This window comes from Bacteroides reticulotermitis JCM 10512 (genome assembly GCF_000517545.1).
Classification (GTDB): Bacteria; Bacteroidota; Bacteroidia; order Bacteroidales; family Bacteroidaceae; genus Bacteroides; species Bacteroides reticulotermitis.
On sequence record NZ_BAIV01000004.1, the window covers coordinates 57496 to 76332 of the forward strand.

The following is an 18837-nucleotide window of genomic DNA, read 5'->3' on the forward strand; positions in this document are numbered from 1 at the left end:
CTTGTCTGATAGCTGATTACCTCTGAAACTGAAAGCTGAAAGACAAATTCGGAAACTAGGTTTTCTAGCTGTTTCTGCCCGGATTTTCCAAAAAGTTTGTTCCATGGGATGGCTTATAATAAAGATTGTCGTTTCTCAATCGGTGGCAATCGAGTTGGCTCCCGTGGGTATCCTGTCGGTAGCCCCGGGCATTTGGACGACAGCCCTGGGCAATTGGGTAAAGAGCCCCGGGCATTTGAGCGAAAGCCTGGGGCATTGACTCACCTCTCCCTAGGAACATGCGGATCAAATCGAGCGGGCGATTATCTCCAAAAGGTCGTGTCGGATGGAGAAATGCGCGCTCTTGCTTCTGCTGATCCCTTTCAACTCCATCGTAAAAGAGGTGGAAATGAGCGGTGGATTCCTCTGCAAACGCTGCTTATAAGGGGCTGTGTTGAATCGGACTATCAAATTAGAGAATTATTTTACCTCTTTTGCATCAAGATATTGAACTAGTCCTTATATTTGCATCGTGAATTAAATACCTAATTTATATAATCTTATGAGAGCTAAAAGGTTTGTATGCTGCTTGTTAGTCACCGCATTGCTGGGTGGCATTTCATTAATCTCCTGTGGCAATAGTTCGAAGGCGAAGGCCAATAGCGAAACGGCTGCGCAGGCGGAGGAAGATTTTAAGACGTTTCTGGATAAGTTTACTTCCAGTGCGGCATTTCAGTATACTCGTATCAAGTTCCCATTGAAAACACCCATCACCCTGATGACCGATGATGGTAACAGTGAGAAAACATTCCCCTTCACCAAGGAGAAATGGCCATTGTTGGATAGTGAAACGATGAAAGAAGAGCGTATCACACAGGAAGAAGGAGGGATTTATGTATCGAAGTTTACGTTGAACGAGCCGAAGCATAAAGAGTTTGAGGCTGGTTATGAAGAGTCGGAGATCGACCTACGCGTAGAATTCGAATTGCAAGCCGATGGAAAGTGGTACGTAGTGGATTGTTATACGGGTTGGTATGGCTATGATTTGCCCATCGGCGAATTGAAGCAGACCATTCAGCAAGTACAGGAAGAAAATGCAGCTTTTAAGGAATTGCATCCTTAAGGCCGAGGTGCTGAGCTTCCGCTGATATTTGATAAAATAGTAAGGGCTGTCTGATATTCAGGCAGCCCTTATTGTTGGGATATGTAGTATCATTTTGCAGGCATAGGCATTTCGTTATGCAACGACTGCGGTTATGCTACGAGGTAGATGCCTTAGAATGTGAACATGGCAACTGCTACAATGCGATTGTTGCAAACCGCATGCGTGTCCTGGATTTTCCCACTGCTGTGTTTTAGATCGCCGTACCAGGCCGAGGTCAATGTATATTCCAGTCCGAACTTCCAATGAGCTACATTGTAAGTCATTTCGGCACCGGCTGTTACCAACTGATCCAAGTCTGTGCCCGTTCCGTAGAGTTTATCTGAAACCAGTTCATTACTTGTTCCTAAGTTCTTGGCATAGCCTAGAAAGATACCCGGTTTCCATTTCTGTCCATAAACCACATTGAACCATGAGCTAGAGAAGCGGATCGGTGTATATTCCTGCTCGCCGGTACGTTTGTCGATCGATTTGATACCGAAGCCGCCCAGTCCGGATGCCTGCGTGAGGTTGGAGCCCAATACGCTTTTCGCTCCGACAAACCAATTCTTGTCCGTGTACTTCACGTGAGCTTCGTATGAGAGAGTTGTAATCCGTTCGTCTACTTTGTATAGATGTCCATTCTGGCCAGTAGCTTCCGTGCGAGGTTTTAGCGAAAGCAGCTCGATACCGGCACCGGCCAATAGCCCGCCCGATTTATAATCTGCTCCGATATAAACTTCGGGGATACAGCTCTTTTTGATGTATTCCTGGCTCTTGCCGGCAGGACCTTGCGAAAGATACTGTGACTGCCATACCAATGCTCCCGTCAGTTGGAAGTTCTTGTCGGTATACCGGTAACGGATTTGCGGTGCCCGGCTGAAAGGTTGAAAAGGTGCTCCTACGGAAAGATTCAGAATCTGTGGCGATACATCTCCGAATAGTGGATGCCATGCCTGCCCGGCCAATAAAGCCGATTTTCCCCAGTCTAGGTTGAAATAGGCGTGGCGAAGGCGGACTACGGAGTAGGATGTGCCCGAACCCCGGAAGTCAATTTCCACTTTGGCGGATGTCTTGGCATTTCCCAGTTTCGGCCCGGCTACATCTACGCCCAGGCGTGAATACAACGTGTAGAAACTCCCGTTAGCGGTTGCGTTCAGATCCTTCCCGTCATCATCGCGTACTTTGTCCTTGGGATACATATAGAACAAGCCGTCTACTGTTTCCTCGTTAGCTCGGCTGTTGTAGTAAAGGTCGGTGCGGATTTGTCCGTAGAAATTTAAATTAAAGTCTTTCATTTGCGCAAAGCTGCCCGATACAGTAAGCAGGCAGATTGCAGATACCATGTATTTTCTCATAATGTGCTTGTTAATAAACGAGCGCAAAAATACAAAAAATACGGGTAATCGGACTATCGTTGGTTGAAAAAGGCCAAAACTGCCTGATTATATTTGCTTAAGTTACTGCTCTTATGGATTGCTTTCAATAGTTTGCGATCAGCTTCCGGCAGCAGGTATTCCCAGAAAGGCTTCATCTTACTTAGTAGTTGGGCGTCTCCACCTTGTAACCTTTCGGTATATTGTTCGTATACGGATGTGTGCAGCATCTGTACTTTTTGCCTCAATTCATCGGGTGTTAGCTGACTCTTTTCTTTGTATTCCCAGGCCAGAGCCGGTTGGCGAGCAGGCCGCGCCCAATCATAACTCCGGCCAATGCCGGGAACTGTTCCTGAATGCGGTGGATATCTTCCAGTTTCCGAATGTCCCCGTTGTAGATAAGCGGATGGCGGCAAGCTTCCATAAAAGCGGCGAATGCTTCCAGATTCACCTCGCCTTTATACTGTTGCTTACCTACGCGTGGGTGCATTGTGACCTGTCTTAGCGGCAATTCATTCAGTATCGGCAGCAGTCGCATGCACTCTTCCGGATTCTCCCAACCAAGCCGCATCTTTACCGAGAAACTGATTTGCGGATACTTCTTCACCAGGCTTAGCAAGGATTCGACTTCTTCCGGATAAGGGAGAATGCCCGATCCGTTATGGCGTCCGGCTAAAAGAGGGAAGGGGCAACCGAGGTTAATGTCCGCTTCTTGGTAACCTTTTTCGATGAAAAGGGCTAAAATAGCTTCCGCTTTTTCGAACGAAGAAGCGAGCAATTGTGGGATGATATGGGGCACTCGATTGTTGCCGGGTTCGATTTCCCGCACATCTTTATTGCGAAAACCTCCCTTTTCCAAACGGATAAATGGCGTATAATAAGATTCTATACCACCGAAGTAAGTAGCGTGCGCATTTCGGTAGAATGCTTCTGTATATCCTGTAGCGGGGCAAAATGAATGGGTAGTGTAGATTGCATATTTCTAATTTTGCTGCAAAGATAAGGGAAAAGTATAAAGAGGAGAGGGATAGCCGAGTTTTCTTCAGAGTTTTTGACTATATTTGTATCGCTAAACAATGAGTTAATATGAAAGTAAAGAAAATAAGTAGTGCCAATATAGACGCAACCGCTCTTCCCGGATTGTTCGATAAAGAGAAGATCGATTTCACTCCGATCGGCTGTGCGAATTGGGCTGATTATCCCTACAAACCGAAGGTGAATTTTAGAATCGCTTATACCGAAGAGGCTATTCTTCTGCACTTTAAGGTCAGGGAAGCAAGTGTAAGAGCAAAATATAAAGCCGACAATAGTGCTGTTTGGACAGATTCTTGCGTAGAGTTCTTTTCGATCCCGGCAGGTGATGGGATCTATTATAATATAGAATGCAATTGCATCGGCACGGTATTGGTTGGCGTCGGGCCGGTCAGAGAAGGGCGTGAACACGCTCCTCTTGAGGTGACGTCGCTTGTACAGCGTTGGGCTAGCCTGGGAACTGATACTTTTGACGAACGAATTGCGGATACCGACTGGGAAGTCGCGCTGATTATTCCGTATGCGGTCTTCTTCAAGCATCAAATCAGCTTGCTCGATGGTAAGGATATTAAAGCTAACTTCTACAAATGTGGGGATGAGTTGCAAACACCGCATTTCCTTTCGTGGAATCCGATTGAAATTGAGAAGCCGGACTTTCATCGTCCCGACTATTTCGGACTGCTATCGTTCGAGTCGTATGGCTGATTATTGATTATAAGACATACAGGGGCGCCCTATCTCTAGAAAAGTAGAGAGGTGGCGCCCTTTTTGTATTCGGACGTCACCTCTCATTTTTATTGAAAAGTAGTTCTTTTATCTCACAATTCCTCTTTTAGAGTTCTTTATGAAATTGACAATTGTTTCAATCTCTTCACTCATCGGAACTTGATCTACAATCTTTTGCACGGCATCCTGAACGCTGAAGTTTCCTTGGTATATCAGGCGGTATGCATTGACAATGTGCCGAAGTATTCTTTCGGTCGTGTTATGATGCTGTGATAGAACCACCGCATTCACTCCATGGTATGCTACCGGATTGCCGGACATGATGATATAAGGGGGCACATCTTTGGAGATGCGGCATCCGCTTTGTATCAGTGTCCAACGGCCGATGTGACAGTATTGATGCAGGGTGACATTGCCACTCAGAATCACGCAATCGTCCAATATGCATTCCCCTGCGATGGTAGTGCCAATGCCTACTACGCAGTTGTTGGATATATGTACGTCGTGGCAGAGGTGTACCCTGTCCATCAGAAAGTTTCCGTTTCCAATTGTTGTTGCATTTCCGGTGAATGTCGCCCGGCTGATTACTACATTCTCGCGGATGTCGTTGTTGTCTCCAATAACCAGGTTGCTGTCCTCTCCCGTAAAATGGAAGTCTTGTGGTTCAGAACCCAGAACAGCATTCTGATGAATTCTGTTCCCTTTTCCCATCCGAGTCCCTTTCAGGACATTGGCATGCGGCATGATGATGCAGTCGTCGCCAATCTCAACATCTTTTTCGATGTACGCGAAAGGCATGACTGTAACATTTTTGCCGAGTTTCGCCTCGGGATCTACGTAAGCTAATGGACTAATCATAATCTTATATGTTTAAAGTTAATCTTCTCTTCCTCCACCCAGTGCCTGGTAAAGGCTGACAACAGCCTGCATCAGGTCAAAGCTATCGGAAACCTGTGCAAGTTGCGCGCTCAGGTATGACTGTTGCGCTGACAAAACTTCCAGATAGGTTGAGTTCCCTAAGTTAAACAATTCTTTTGTATCTGTTGCAGCTTTGCGAGAAGATTCTAGTTGCATCTTACGCGCTTCTGTCTTTTCACTCGTTTTTTGGTATTGGCTCAGTAGGGTGCTGATCTCACTTCCGGCATTCAACAAAGATTGCTGGAATGCGAGTTTAGCTTGCGCTTCCTGTGCTTTAGCCATTTTCAGTTTAGCAATATTCGCTCCGTGATAGAAGAGTGGTTGCGTTAAAGAACCAACTGCACTGGCTAAGAACTTAGCCGGGTTGAATATGGCACCACCTGCGCTGTTTGTCCAACCGGCTGATCCGCTAAGCGTGATCTGCGGATAAAAGGCCGAACGAGCTGAGTTTGTATTGTAGTAAGATGCTGCCAAAGCCATTTCAGCCGCTTTTACATCCGGGCGATTTGACAATAGTTGCAAAGGTATACCTGTGGAAAACTCGGCAGGCAATACTTGTCTTTCGATAACACCCCGGCTGATAGCCTGCGGAGCTTGTCCCAACAAGGTAGACAAAGAATTCTCTACCTTGCGGATGCTCTGCTCGATGTCGGGAATAGAAGCCAGAACTTGTGCATAGGCTGCTCTGCTTTGTTCTACACCGGCCGAGTTGATGTTATTGATGGCAGCATTCTTCATAGCTTCCATCGTTTCGGTATTCCGCTTCAGGATCTGGGCTGTTTCTTTCGAAATTTCCAACTGGCGGTCGAGCATCAACAGGGTGTAATACATATTGGCAATGTTCGAAACAACTTGTGTTTGTACAGCTTGACGATATGCTTTGGCTTGCTTAACCGCAACATCCGCACCTCGTTTGGCATTCAATAGTCCTCCAAACAAACTAATATCCCAACTGGCGGTAACCGGAAGTGAATAGGTTTTGGTTGCTTTGTTGTGGTCAAAACTACTGATTGTTCCTTGTGGTGACAAAGCTAAAGCGGGCGCATAAGCCAGCTTAGCGGCAAGCAAAGGAGCTTGTGCTTCTTTTACTTTAAGTATGGCACTTTGTAAATCGGTGTTTTGCGCAAGTCCCAGTTCAATGAGGGCTTGGAGTTGTGGGTCGGTGAAGACTTCTCTCCAAGGCAGATTTCCGAAGTTAGCTGTGTCCGAAACCAAGGTATCGTTCTCCGTTAGGGGATCGCGATACAGGCCGGAAGCATTGATGTCTTCGGGTCTGTCATACGACTTATAGATGCGGCAGCTGCTCAAAAGAGCAGTTGCACACAGCATATATAGAATTTGTTTCTTCATATCGAGTTTCATTATTTAGAGTATTGTTCAATCTCTGTTACGGCATCTGAGTTGTCGATATCGTCCCATTCCATCGGTTTCACCTTCTCTTGTAGGTATTGGAAGACTACAAACAAGGCGGGAACAATAAATATCTGACAGATCATACCGATGAACATACCACCGATGGAGGCGGTACCCAGCGTACGGTTACCGTTAGCACCTACGCCGAATGCGAACATCAACGGAAGCAGACCGACTACCATAGCCAAGGAGGTCATCAAGATCGGACGCAGACGAGCACCTGCACCTAAAACGGCTGCCCAGGTGATGCTCATACCCATCTTACGACGGTCGAGGGCAAACTCTACAATCAAGATCGCGTTCTTCGCCAAAAGTCCCATCAACATAATAAGGGCAATCTGCATATAGATATTGTTCGACATCGTCCCGATAATCATTTTTAGAGCCGGGATACTGCCGAGGGCACCCATTCCGTTTACGAACAGGAAGCTACCTAATAGCCCGAACGGTATGGACAACAATACGGCAAGCGGCAAGATGTAGCTTTCGTACTGCGCACTCAGTAGCAGATAAACGAATACGAAACAGAGAAGGAAGATCAATCCTGTTGCACCGCTACTGCTCTGTGCCTCTTCACGTGCCATACCACCCAATTCGTAGGTATAACCGGTCGGAAGATTCTGTTGGGCTACTTCAGCCAAAGCTTTCAGAGCCTGGCCGGAAGTATAACCAGAACCAGGAGCAACCATTACTTTCATAGAAGTGTAGAGGTTGAAACGGGTAATGATATCCGGGCCATATATCTTGTCGACGGAAATGAACTGAGAGATAGGAGCCATTTCGCCGACGTTGTTGCGTACTTTGATATTTTTCAGAGATTCCAAGTTCTTACGAGACAATGGGTCAGCCTGAATCATAACGCGGTACATCTTACCGAAACGGTTGAAGTTAGAAGCATACAAACCTCCATAATATCCTTGCATGGTGGTAAGGATCTCGTTGGGGCTGATACCTGCTTTCTTACAAGCAGCGGCGTCGATATCGATCATATACTGCGGGAAGCTCGGGTTGAAGTTCGTTCTTGCTGAACTGATTTCCGGGCGTTCTTCCAACGCCTTCGTGTAGTTGTTGACTACTTCGAAGAATTTATCCAAGTCGCTACCTGTCTTATCCTGCATGTTCAACTCGATATCCGAAGAAGCTGAGTAACCGGGGATCATCGGAGGAGCAAAGAACAGTACCTGTGCTTCTTTGACAATCTTTTGAGCACGCATATATAAGGAAGCGAGCACAATGTTGGAGTTCTGCTTCATGGAGCGTTCGTCCCAGTCTTTCAACTTGATAATACAAGAACCATACGAAGGGCCTTGGCCTCCAATGAAGCTAAAACCGGATATGATGGTACGTGAAGCTACTGCCGGGTCGGAAGCGATCAGGCTGTCTACACGGGTAAATATCTTTTCGGCATGGTCTTGAGATGTTCCCGGTGGTAGGGTAATAGCTCCCATCAAGATACCTGCGTCTTCATTCGGCACCATACCGGTTGGTGTGGTATTCATGAAAACAATAAGCAATACAATGGAGATAGCTACCAATCCCAGGGATAACCATTTCTTATGGATAAAGAACAGCACACGTTTCTTATACCGTTTCAGTATCGAGTCGTAAGCTGTGTTGAAAGACGTATGGAAGCGTGAAATAATGGTCTGCTTCTTTTCCTTGTGGTCGGTACTATGCGGTTTCAAGAAGATGGCGCATAATGCCGGGCTTAGCGTTAAAGCGTTCAAGGCCGAGATACCGATTGCAACGGCCATAGTCAAACCGAACTGACGGTAGAATGTACCTGCAGTACCTCCCATGAAACTTACGGGGATAAACACGGACATCATGACCAGCGTAATGGATACGATAGCACCACCTAATTCGCGCATGGCATCGATAGATGCCTGGCGGGCAGACTTATATCCTTGGTCAAGCTTGGCATGTACCCCCTCGACGACGACTATGGCGTCGTCGACCACTATCGCAATGGCCAGCACTAACGCACAAAGAGTCAACAAGTTCAAACTGAAGCCGATCAATGAAAGGACGAAGAACGTACCGATCAACGCCACCGGAATGGCGATGGTAGGAATCAGTGTGGAGCGTATATCCTGCAAGAAGATATATACCACGATAAATACCAGCAGGAAGGCCTCGATCAATGTCTTAACAACCTCGTGAATAGAAGCAAACAAGAAGTCGTTGGTATTCATTGAGATGTTCAGCTGCATACCGGCCGGTAGCACCTGAGAAGCCTCATTCAGTAATTCCTCAATATCTTTAATCGTTTGTGTAGCATTGGTTCCAGCCATCTGATAAACGATACAAGTCACAGACTTATGTCCGTTTACCTTATTGATGAAACTGTACATCAAACGGTCGAGTTCTACTTTGGCAATGTCTTTCAAACGAAGTACTTCGCCGTCGGGAAGCGATTTGATAACGATGTTCTCAAATTCTTCGCTCTGTTGCAAACGTCCTTTGTACCGGATTGTATATTGGAATGTCTGGTCGCTACGTTCACCGAATTGTCCCGGAGCAGCTTCGATATTCTGTTCGGCCAAGGCAGCTGAAACGTCACTTGGTATCAGCTTATACTGTGCCATTACCTCCGGCTTCAACCAGATACGCATGGAGTAGTCGGCACCGAAAACGTTGGCGTCACCTACTCCCGGTACACGTTGAACCTGGGGAATCAAGTTAATCTTGGCGTAGTTCTCAATAAATGCGTCGCTATAGGTGTCGCTCTCATCATAGAGGGAGAATACAACCAACATGGAGTTCTGACGCTTCTGGGTGGTTACACCGACCTTGGTAACCTCGGCAGGCAGCAAGCCTTGTGCCATAGCTACACGGTTCTGCACGTTTACAGCAGCCATGTCGGGGTCTGTACCTTGTTTAAAGAAGATGGAAATATCACCTGATCCGGCGTTCGAGGCGCTGGAAGTCATATACATCATGTTCTCTACCCCGTTAATCTGTTCCTCCAACGGAGCAATAACGGAATTCAATACAGTTGACGCACTTGCCCCCGTATACGTGGCCCTTACCGAAACGGTAGGAGGGGCAATATCCGGATACTGGGTGATGGGCAGCGTTGCCAGCCCAATGCCTCCCAGAATTACTATTACGATAGAGATTACCGTTGATAGTACCGGACGGTTTATAAATTTATCTAATTTCATACGATTTGTCTAATGTCTGATGATTAGTTGAAAGCTGTGGCTAGGTTACCATCATGCTGATCTTGCAAAGCTTGTTTATAGTTAGCTTCTTTTTGAGCAGGCGTGATCGGTTGAATCTTTTGTCCGTCTTTCAGGTTCTGGACTCCTTCGATTACAATTTTATCTCCTGGTTTTAAACCGGAAGTTACCAGATACTCTTTTCCGTTATCCAAGTTAAAGATTGTAATCTCCGTATATTTTACAGTATTGTCCGCTTGGAGAACGTAGACGAACTTCTTGTCCTGAATTTCTACCGTTGCAGCTTGTGGCACATTTATTACATCGTCCATGATATACGGGATCAGGATGTTGGCTGTTCCACCACTGCGCAGGATATGTTCCGCATTGGGGAAAAGAGCACGCATACTTACCGAACCGGTTGCCTGGTCGATAACGCCTGTTATGGCATCGATCTTACCCTCTTTGTCATAGATGCTTCCATCGATCAACTGTAGTTTCACCATTGGCATTTTATCTATTTGAGCCTGAATGTTATCGCCGGACTTGGTTAGGCTAGCAATTCTTTCTCTGTCATTGAGAAATAAACGTAAACGTCGGCAATCTCAGATACCGTAGTCATCGGAACCTGGATAGACGGGCTAACCAATGCTCCCAAACGATAGGGGATGCTGTTGATGAAACCGCTGGACGGGCTTGTTACTTGTGTAAATGACAGGTTTTGTTTAGCAGAAGTTAACTGCGCTTTGGCTTGTGAAAACTGTGCTCTAGCTTGTGCGAGTGTGTTTTCTGCCATCGCCAAATCGTAGTCGCTGATAATCTGCTTCTTGTTCAATTCGCGTTTGTTGTCGACAGTCATTTGTTGGGTGTTAACTGCCGCAGCGGCAGTTGCTACCGCAGCTTCTGCTGTATGAACCGCAGCTTGGTACTGAGTAGGATCAATTATGAATAAAACCTGCCCTTTACGAACAGCCGCTCCTTCATCCACACACAGCTTGGTGATGAATCCGGAAACTTGCGGACGGATTTCTACATCTTGTTTACCCTTAATTGTAGCTGGATAGGCAGTCGTTAAGTTTGCCGAGCTCTTTTGTAGCTCCTGTACTGCAAACTCGAGGACTTTTTCGCTTCCTGTGTCGTTTCCCTTGTTGCCACAGCTGGACAAGAGGGCTACGCAAAATGCAAATAAAATAATTCTACTTTTCATATGTTCTATATTCATAAATTGTAAATTGCACTATTATATTCTTTCATATTGTAGTGTCACATAGCATAGAGATTAAACAAAAATAATAGGAAACTGGTTTTTGTTCTAGGGTTTTCCGCGCAAAAATAGTTTAATTTCCATAAATATGGTGATATGGTAATATGTTTTTAACTATGTTTCTCTTTCCTTAATAGGAAATGGGCTTAAAAATAGACTTTAGCTATCAAAAAAGCAACTCTCCCGCCTACTTATCAAAAAGCAAACAGGAGAGTTGGAGTTTATAGTTGGCACGTTTGTCGAAGCAAACGATTTTCGGCTATGCCGCTGTGCAAAGGAACGCTTTCATTATCGGTTATTAGCCTTTTACACTTATTTTTAGACGAATCGGCTGATGCCCGTTCATTCGCTTATTTTTGGGTTGCCTTATGATGAGTTGGCATCATAATGAAACTGAATTCATAATCCTGATAGGGTAGGCGATACTTCTCCAACGGAAGAGCTCCCCAACTGTTCTGGCAACCAAGTCCCATTTGTACTTTATCGATACAGAAGTTGGTGAATTTTGCCTTGCTTACCTCGGGAGAGTGGCGTTGCGTCTTATCGCTGCCATCGTCCAGAGACTCAATGGTATAGTTCAGTGCAGATGCTGAGAATGGAGCATCTCCCACGAACTGTAATCCGTTGCCGCTTTCGTTGAGTTGTTTCCACCAGCGTATATCGGTTTTAGTACCTGTTTCCTGCGGACGTACATAGGGGTGGAACTGTTCGGCAACCGTCTGGCTGTACTTTCCGACTAATGTTCCGTTGTTTCGGTCCGAATAGTTTTCGATTGGTCCGCGACCGTAATATTCGATTTGACTGAAAGCTATGGGCATACGCAGTTGCATACCGAAGCGGAACAGGTTAGGCACTTCCTTGTTGTCGCCGGCTATCATCTTCTGTGTTACCTGAATAGCTCCCTTATTATTTATTATATATATAAGGTATAGCTTCGCGCCGACCGATTTTATTTCATACTCGGTTTTGATAACGGCTTGTCCGTTCTCGATGTCTTTTTGCAAAGAGGTGAGTTTCAACTCCGGATTTCTCCATACGGCGTATTTATTCTGTAGGTTGGCTCCAAAATCGTTATCGGTTGGAGCTCTCCAGAAGTTAGGAGTCAGTTCACTGCCTGCTTCCATCAGTTCGGTTCCATTGATCTGATAGCGAGATAGGTAGCCGCTGTACTTGTTGAACTCTACGTCAAAGCCTTCGCCGGATACAATGAGGAAGGTTCTGTCATTGTCTGTGATAGTGGGTGCGAGGGTAGCCAGATTGTTAGTCGGTTGATTAGCCAGTTTCAAGTCCGGTGCTTTGTATTCGCGGACGCTGAGTTGGTCGTAGGCAATCGTGTGTCCCGCGAGAAGCAGGGTTTCAGCGGCCTTCAACTTATAGCTTACGTTTAGCAATAGCTCTTTCTGCGGGCAGATGCCTTGCGTGCTAACGGGTAATTGGATGGTTGCGGTTTGTTGAGGCGCTACGTTCAAATCCCAAACCATACCGGTTTGTACCGCTTCTCCATCAGCCAGTAACTGCCATTCCATATAATAGGCTGAGAGATCGCGGAAGAAGTTCTCATTGTATACCTTGACTTCTCCGTTGGCCAGGTTGCCGGCGGTAGTCCATATAGACTGGTAGTAGTAGAGTACTTCGGTTGCGTGTGGATTAAAAGTACGATCGGGACTGATTACTCCGTTGTTGCAGAAGTTATTGTCCGAAGCATCATACCGGTTGAAGTCGCCTCCGTAGGCTAAGATCGACAGTCCGTCTTTGTTTTTCCAGTGAGGCGATTGGTCGACAAAGTCCCAGATAAAACCTCCCTGATATTTCGGTATTTGCGTGTTAGGTCCCAATACTCTTTGAATCCGCCTTGCGAGTTTCCCATCGCATGCGCGTATTCGCATTGAATAAGAGGTTTGTTGATGTCGCCTTCGCAATACTTCTGGCTACGGTTGTAGTCATAATACATCGGACAGAAAATATCGGTGAATTCGCTGGTTCCGGCTTGTTCGTATTGTACGGCACGTGTTTTATCTTCTTGCTTGATCCAGGTATAGCACTTTTCGAAGTTTGGCCCCATGCCGGCTTCGTTACCCAGCGACCAGAAGATGATGGCGGGGTGGTTGTAGCTGCGTTGCACGTTGCGTTGGTTGCGCTCCATATGTGCTTTGGCATAGATCGGATTCTTGGCAAGCGTCTTCTCGCCATAGCCCATTCCGTGCGATTCGATATTGGCTTCGGCTACCATATAGAGCCCGTATTGATCGCATAGATCGTACCATAGGTTATTGTCCGGGTAGTGACAGGTACGTACGGCGTTGATATTGAGTTGCTTCATTAGCATAATATCCTGCACCATGCGTTCGGGAGAGACAACATAGCCGTAGTCAGGATCCATCTCGTGGCGATTGACTCCTTTGAAGAGAACGGCTTTCCCGTTGACCAGTATTTGTGCGCCTTTCAGTTCTATTTTGCGGAATCCTACTTTGATTGGAATCACTTCGACGATCTGGTTGCCATCTTTCAAGGTGGCGGTCAGGGTGTATAGGTTCGGTGTTTCGGCTGTCCATTTGGCAGGGTTGGCTACCGATAAGGTAGAAACCAATTTACCGGAGCCTTTCAGGCTGCCTGTAGCAACACTGTTTCCTTGTTTGTCGAGTAGGTTGATGTCGACGGTAGCACTTCCTTTTAGGTCTACACTAACATTCAGGGCTGCGTCTTTATATTGGCTGTCCAGATCCGGAGTAACGCGGATGTCTTGTATGTACTTTTTGTTGCGTGCGTAGAGATAGCAGTCACGCGCTACACCCGAGAAGCGGAAGAAGTCCTGGTCCTCGAGATAGGTACCGTCGCACCAACGGAAAACCTGAAAAGCGATCAGGTTTTTACCCGGCTTGAGGTAGCTGGTCAGGTTGAACTCAGCTTCCAGTTTGCTGTCCTCGCTGTATCCTACGTAGCGTCCGTTTACCCAAATGTACATATTGGAGGTTACCGAACCGAAATGGGCGAATACTTCTTTGCCTTTCCAATCGGCAGGAATCACAATCTCTTTCCGGTAGGAACCGACGTGGTTGTTGGTAGTAGGGACGAGGGGAGGATTGCTTTGGTATTGGTTGCGCCAAGCATAGCCGGCATTGACGTATATCAGGTCGCCATAACCGTTATGTTCCCAAACACCGGGCACTTGCATATTGTCCCAACCTTTATCGTTGAAGTTGGTTTGGAAGAAGTCGGTGGGGCGGGAATCCGCATCTTTTACCCAGTTGAACTTCCAGGTTCCGTTCAGGGTCATAAAGTTTTTGGAATCTTCTTTTACTTCTGTCTTTGCTTCGTCCGGAGTGGCGTAAGCGAAATAATTGGTGTGCATCGGAGAGCGGTTGACGGCATTTACTTCCGGATCTTTCCACTCGTTGAACGTTTGTGCTTGCATTGCTGTCAAGCTTAATGCAGCGAGGCAATAAGTAGCCAGTTTCTTTCTCATGGGTTTCTTGTATTAGGTTTGAATTTGGGAGTCAAAGATAGCGATTTATTGATCAGACGAGGGCTAATATTCATTCATTTGTAGCTGTTATTAATTAAAAAGTACTCGAAGATGTTGTCTTTTACTCATTTGTAGACTCTTTGTACCGAAACCCGGATGGGGCGTACGAATTGATGATAAAGCCTGAAGCTGAATCATGGGGCCTGGTACGGGAATTATGATGCTGAACGAGGCGAGTCTTATTGTGTCTTCTTCGCATAAACGACCAGTCTGCCTGTTCCGTAGCGTATGAGCAAACCTTGTTCGATGAAGCTGTTCAGTTCGTTGAGGGCGCGCTGCTTGTCGTGCCCGGTCATCCGGCAGTAATCGGCACGGGTTAGGCAGGGATGTTTGCTAAGGTGGGTGTTGATTATAGCCAGGCATTCTTCTTCGGGATGTCCCTTTCTACGTGGACGGGTAATCGACTCTCCGCGCTCCGGCCTTAGTTGCGAGCTTATCTTTTGCCTGAATTGGCGGCCTATCCGAAAATTGACATTCTTAAGTTTGATCGATTGTGCGTGCACGTCTTTTTTATTCAGGACGGGTGGCCCTTGCAGAGATACCGAAAAGTAGCCGATGTCTCCCATTTCCACAATCCAGCCATCAGCCAGCAGATCTTTTAGCTCATTCTGAAAAGATTCCATGGAGCCAGCCAGCAGGCTGCGACTGATTCCGGTAAACTTGTGCACACGGTCCAGGAACTCTTCCTGATTGATGGTTCCCTTGAAGACTACACGGGGGTGAAGCGGTTGTTCTTCGCCTGTCTGTCGGATATCAGGCGTTTCATAAAGGTCGTAATGTATGCTCATATTCGTAAACGTTTGGTGTCGGTTAGTTGATTGTTCCGTTTGGTTATCCGGATCTGCTTCGTTGGCTACTTTTACTTCGTATAACTAGAGTTTCCCTTTCGTATAACTATAGTCATACGAAAGGGTGACTATAGTGTCTCTTTCGGATAACTCTAGTTATACGCAATAAACTTAGGTAACAAAGGTAATAAAAACAGAGAGAAAAAGAAATAAAAACGTCATAGATAATGTTTCTTGATAGTAGTTGTCCGTTTGTTTTTTAATAAATTAGCTAGAAAGTGTGGTGTTTATTGATAAAGAACGTTTATTTTTGCAACATGTTACGTTTTAAAAGTCATACAATAAGACAAGGGTTCCGCCAAGCGCTTCCGGTAGTAGCGCTAGTCGCCTTGTTATATTCCTGCGCCAGCTCGGTCGTCCGGATGGTGGGGAGATCGATGAAATACCTCCCCGTTTTATCGGAAGTACTCCTGCTGCCGGTGCTCTCAATACGAATAAGAGCAAGGTTACGCTGCTTTTCGATGAGTTTATCAAGCTCGAGAAGGCTTCGGAAAAGGTGGTGATTTCTCCGCCTCAGATCCAACAGCCGGAAATCAAAGCGGCTGGTAAGCGCATACAAGTCAACCTGCTTGATTCGTTGAAGGACAATACAACGTATACCATTGACTTTTCCGATGCGATTGTCGACAACAATGAAGGCAATCCGATGGGGAATTTTACATTTACTTTCTCTACCGGCGCGCAGATCGATACCATGGAAGTGTCGGGTACGGTGCTCGAGGCATCCAACTTAGAGCCAATTAAGGGAATCCTTGTCGGCCTGCATTCAAACCTGAACGACTCGGCATTTACCAAACTACCCTTCGATCGTGTATCCCGGACAGATAGCCGGGGCCGTTTCTCTATTCGCGGGATTGCTCCCGGTACATACCGTATTTTCGGTCTGATAGACTCCGACCAGAACTATGCGTTTACCCAAAAGAGTGAAGTGCTGGCATTCAACGATTCCTTGATTATTCCGCGTATGGAAGAGCGTTTGCGTATGGATACGGCTTGGATTGACTCGCTGACCTACGACACCATTGTCGAGAAAGCCTATACGCATTACCTGCCGGATAATGTGATTCTCCGTGCATTCAAAGAACTGAACTATTCGCAATACTTAATCAAGAGCGAACGTCTGGTTCCGCAGAAATTCTCTTTCTATTTTGCTGCCAAAGCTGATACGCTGCCTACGCTGCGGGGATTGAATTTTGATGAGAAAGATGCGTTTGTAGTTGAAAAGAATTTGCGTAACGATACCATTCACTATTGGGTGAAAGACTCACTCCTTTATAAGAAAGATACGTTGGAGGTGAGTCTCAGCTATCTGTACACGGATACGCTCAATCAATTGGTTCCCCGTACAGATACGCTCAATCTGGTGTCGAAGCAGAAAACGCTGACTAAGGAAGAGCCTCAGAAAAAGAAAAAGAAGAAAAAGAAAGACGAAGAAGACGAACCGATACCAACCAAGTTTTTGCCTGTCAATGTCAAAGCACCTTCTTCTATGGAGGTCTATGGATACATCTCCTTGTTGTTTGATGAGCCGATAGCCGCCTATGATAGTGCTGCGATTCATCTCCGGCATAAGGTAGATACCTTGTGGAAAGAGGTTCCTTTCGATTTTGAGCAGGACTCACTGGAGCTGAAACGATTTAATTTGTATTACGACTGGGAGCCCACGAATGAATATGAATTTACCGTCGACTCGACGGCGTTCAGGGGTCTTTATGGACTGTTTACCGATAAGATAAAACAAAGCTTCAAGGTGCGTAGCGAGGACGAATACTTTACGCTTCACTTTAGCATTACCGGCGCTTCGTCTGAGGCGTTTGTGGAGTTACTGGATGCGCAGGATAAAGTGGTTCGGAAGCGGAAAGTAGTCGATGGAATGGCCGATTTCTACTTCCTCAACCCGGGTAAGTATGCCGCCCGACTGATTAATGATACCAACGGAAACGGAGAATGGGATACCGGTAGTTATGAAGATAATCTGCAACCGGAAGAAGTGTTCTACTATCCGAATATATTAGAATATAAGGCTTTATGGGATATAACGCAGCCGTGGGATATTCATGCGACCCCTGCCGACAAGCAGAAGCCGGATGAACTTAAAAAACAAAAACCTGATGAAAACAAGAAAAAACAAAACCGCAATCGCGACCGCGACCGTCGGAACTAACTTCCGACGTACGCTTCTAATAATAGTTTCTGCTATTTTAATGGGGAATTTCGCTCTTTCTGCCGTGCTCAGTGTGAGTCGAAGAATGATGCGTTCCAGTCCGGTGAGCACGTAATGTACGATCTATATTTCAACTGGAAGTTTGTGTGGGTTAAAGCAGGACTGGCCAGCTTAACCACCAACGCCACCACCTATCACTCTCAACCCGCCTATCGGATGAATCTGCTTGCCATCAGCGGCAAACGGGCGGACTACTTCTTCAAGATGAGAGATACCCTGACCTGTGTGATGGGACAGAAACTAGAACCCCGTTACTTCCGTAAAGGTGCTGAAGAAGGTAAACGCTATACCGTCGATGAAGCTCGGTTCTCCTATAAAGACGGACTTTGTTTTGTCAACCAGAAGCGCACACACCGTGATGGAGAAGTGCAGGAGATGGAATATAGCGACAGCCGTTGCATCTATGATATGCTCACTATTCTGGCACAGGCTCGTTCATATGATCCTGCCGACTATAAGATAGGTGATAAAATCAAATTCCCGATGGCTACCGGACGTAAGGTTGAAGAACAGACATTAATCTATCGGGGCAAGGAAAATGTGAAGGCAGAGAATGGCGTCACATACCGTTGCCTCATCTTCTCACTGGTGGAGTATGATAAGAAGGGCAAAGAGAAAGAAGTAATCACGTTCTTTGTTTCGGATGACAAGAACCACCTTCCGGTTCGATTGGATATGTATCTTAACTTCGGTTCGGCCAAAGCGTTCCTGCGTAGTGTAAGCGGCAACCGCCATCCGCTGACCTCGGTCGTTAAATAATCGATTCTGTATTGAAAATCCGCTGAAGATCAGTTATAAGCCTTTGAAAGGAACCTGCTGATCTTTTCGGAATACGCTCGACTCAAACGTGGCGATCAGTTCGCCGTGTTGGTTCGTTATGTCCACTTGGTAACACCCGGTGCTTCGTCCGATGTATCGTTCGCGCGCCTCGGCATACAAGGTATCTCCGCTTCCGCTGGCGCGTAGGAAGGTGATATTGGCTGAAAGTGAGAAAGCCAATGTACCGTGTGAATTGGCTGCGGCAGCCAGTGTCAGATCGGCCAGTGTGAAGATTGCCCCTCCTTGTGTCCGCCCACCTGCGTTGAGGTGTACGGGCTTTATTTCCATTTTGGCTTTACCATAGCCTTTGCGTATCTCTACTAGTTCGACACCCGCCTGCTCGGCAAAGGTATCATGCTGAAAGAATTCGTGTGGAGTCATGTCTGCCATATTTACTCGATGTTTCTGCA

At 46.4% G+C, this 18837-nt stretch carries 9 protein-coding genes and 5 pseudogenes; 5 read left to right on the forward strand and 9 right to left on the reverse strand.

The annotated features are described in order from the left end of the window. The first annotated feature begins 103 nt into the window (after window positions 1-103). Both JCM10512_RS22690 and JCM10512_RS03145 read left to right on the forward strand, forming a co-directional pair. Window positions 104-259, forward strand: coding sequence for a hypothetical protein (locus tag JCM10512_RS22690; protein ID WP_158332176.1), 156 nt, complete (start codon window positions 104-106; stop codon window positions 257-259). A 282-nt stretch (window positions 260-541) separates the two neighbouring features. After that, window positions 542-1102 (forward strand): hypothetical protein, encoded by a 561-nt coding sequence (locus JCM10512_RS03145; protein ID WP_044160387.1) that lies wholly within the window; start codon window positions 542-544, stop codon window positions 1100-1102. A gap of 152 nt (window positions 1103-1254) precedes the next feature. On the opposite strand, the gene JCM10512_RS03150 is transcribed toward JCM10512_RS03145, so the two are convergent. Beyond that, window positions 1255-2478 (reverse strand): DcaP family trimeric outer membrane transporter, encoded by a 1224-nt coding sequence (locus JCM10512_RS03150; RefSeq protein ID WP_044160390.1) that lies wholly within the window; start codon window positions 2476-2478, stop codon window positions 1255-1257. 53 nt (window positions 2479-2531) lie between these two features. After that, window positions 2532-3474, reverse strand: a pseudogene (locus JCM10512_RS03155) (tRNA-dihydrouridine synthase family protein). A gap of 108 nt (window positions 3475-3582) precedes the next feature. Between JCM10512_RS03155 and JCM10512_RS03160 the strand changes: the two are divergent. Continuing rightward, a complete protein-coding gene (locus tag JCM10512_RS03160; RefSeq protein WP_044160393.1) occupies window positions 3583-4233 on the forward strand; it encodes a carbohydrate-binding family 9-like protein in 651 nt (216 codons plus the stop codon). 108 nt (window positions 4234-4341) lie between these two features. On the opposite strand, the gene lpxA is transcribed toward JCM10512_RS03160, so the two are convergent. The 6 genes and pseudogenes from lpxA to JCM10512_RS03190 form a co-directional block, all read right to left on the reverse strand. Beyond that, window positions 4342-5112 carry an acyl-ACP--UDP-N-acetylglucosamine O-acyltransferase gene (gene lpxA / locus JCM10512_RS03165; RefSeq protein ID WP_044160396.1) on the reverse strand — a complete coding sequence of 257 codons (771 nt, stop codon included), beginning with the start codon at window positions 5110-5112 and terminating at the stop codon, window positions 4342-4344. 18 nt (window positions 5113-5130) lie between these two features. Continuing rightward, window positions 5131-6522 (reverse strand): TolC family protein, encoded by a 1392-nt coding sequence (locus tag JCM10512_RS03170; RefSeq protein WP_044160553.1) that lies wholly within the window; start codon window positions 6520-6522, stop codon window positions 5131-5133. An 11-nt stretch (window positions 6523-6533) separates the two neighbouring features. Beyond that, entirely contained in the window at window positions 6534-9752 is a 3219-nt protein-coding gene (locus JCM10512_RS03175) for an efflux RND transporter permease subunit (protein WP_044160399.1), read from the reverse strand. Window positions 9753-9775: 23 nt separating this feature from the next. Then, window positions 9776-10956, reverse strand: a pseudogene (locus JCM10512_RS03180) (efflux RND transporter periplasmic adaptor subunit). 407 nt (window positions 10957-11363) lie between these two features. Next, window positions 11364-14476 (reverse strand): annotated as a pseudogene (lacZ, locus tag JCM10512_RS03185) (beta-galactosidase, LacZ type). A 239-nt stretch (window positions 14477-14715) separates the two neighbouring features. Continuing rightward, window positions 14716-15324, reverse strand: a complete 609-nt coding sequence (locus JCM10512_RS03190) for an HU family DNA-binding protein (RefSeq protein ID WP_044160401.1) — start codon at window positions 15322-15324, stop codon at window positions 14716-14718. Window positions 15325-15641: 317 nt separating this feature from the next. On the opposite strand from JCM10512_RS03190, the pseudogene JCM10512_RS03195 reads away from it, so the two are divergent. Further along, window positions 15642-17548 (forward strand): annotated as a pseudogene (locus JCM10512_RS03195) (Ig-like domain-containing protein). Further along, window positions 17496-18367: pseudogene (locus tag JCM10512_RS03200) on the forward strand (DUF3108 domain-containing protein). The pseudogenes JCM10512_RS03195 and JCM10512_RS03200 overlap by 53 nt, the downstream one beginning before the upstream one ends. 33 nt (window positions 18368-18400) lie before the next feature. On the opposite strand, the gene JCM10512_RS03205 reads toward JCM10512_RS03200, so the two are convergent. Beyond that, a complete protein-coding gene (locus JCM10512_RS03205) occupies window positions 18401-18808 on the reverse strand; it encodes a PaaI family thioesterase (RefSeq protein ID WP_044160556.1) in 408 nt (135 codons plus the stop codon). Window positions 18809-18837 lie beyond the last annotated feature (29 nt).

Coding starts and splice junctions, on each gene's coding strand:
- JCM10512_RS03150 (WP_044160390.1), bottom strand. CDS start 2,478: ATGAGAAAATACATGGTATCTGCAATCTGCCTGCTTACTGTATCGGGC.
- lpxA (WP_044160396.1), bottom strand. CDS start 5,112: ATGATTAGTCCATTAGCTTACGTAGATCCCGAGGCGAAACTCGGCAAA.
- JCM10512_RS03205 (WP_044160556.1), bottom strand. CDS start 18,808: ATGACTCCACACGAATTCTTTCAGCATGATACCTTTGCCGAGCAGGCG.
- JCM10512_RS03160 (WP_044160393.1), top strand. CDS start 3,583: ATGAAAGTAAAGAAAATAAGTAGTGCCAATATAGACGCAACCGCTCTT.
- JCM10512_RS03170 (WP_044160553.1), bottom strand. CDS start 6,522: ATGAAGAAACAAATTCTATATATGCTGTGTGCAACTGCTCTTTTGAGC.
- JCM10512_RS03190 (WP_044160401.1), bottom strand. CDS start 15,324: ATGAGCATACATTACGACCTTTATGAAACGCCTGATATCCGACAGACA.
- JCM10512_RS22690 (WP_158332176.1), top strand. CDS start 104: ATGGGATGGCTTATAATAAAGATTGTCGTTTCTCAATCGGTGGCAATC.
- JCM10512_RS03145 (WP_044160387.1), top strand. CDS start 542: ATGAGAGCTAAAAGGTTTGTATGCTGCTTGTTAGTCACCGCATTGCTG.
- JCM10512_RS03175 (WP_044160399.1), bottom strand. CDS start 9,752: ATGAAATTAGATAAATTTATAAACCGTCCGGTACTATCAACGGTAATC.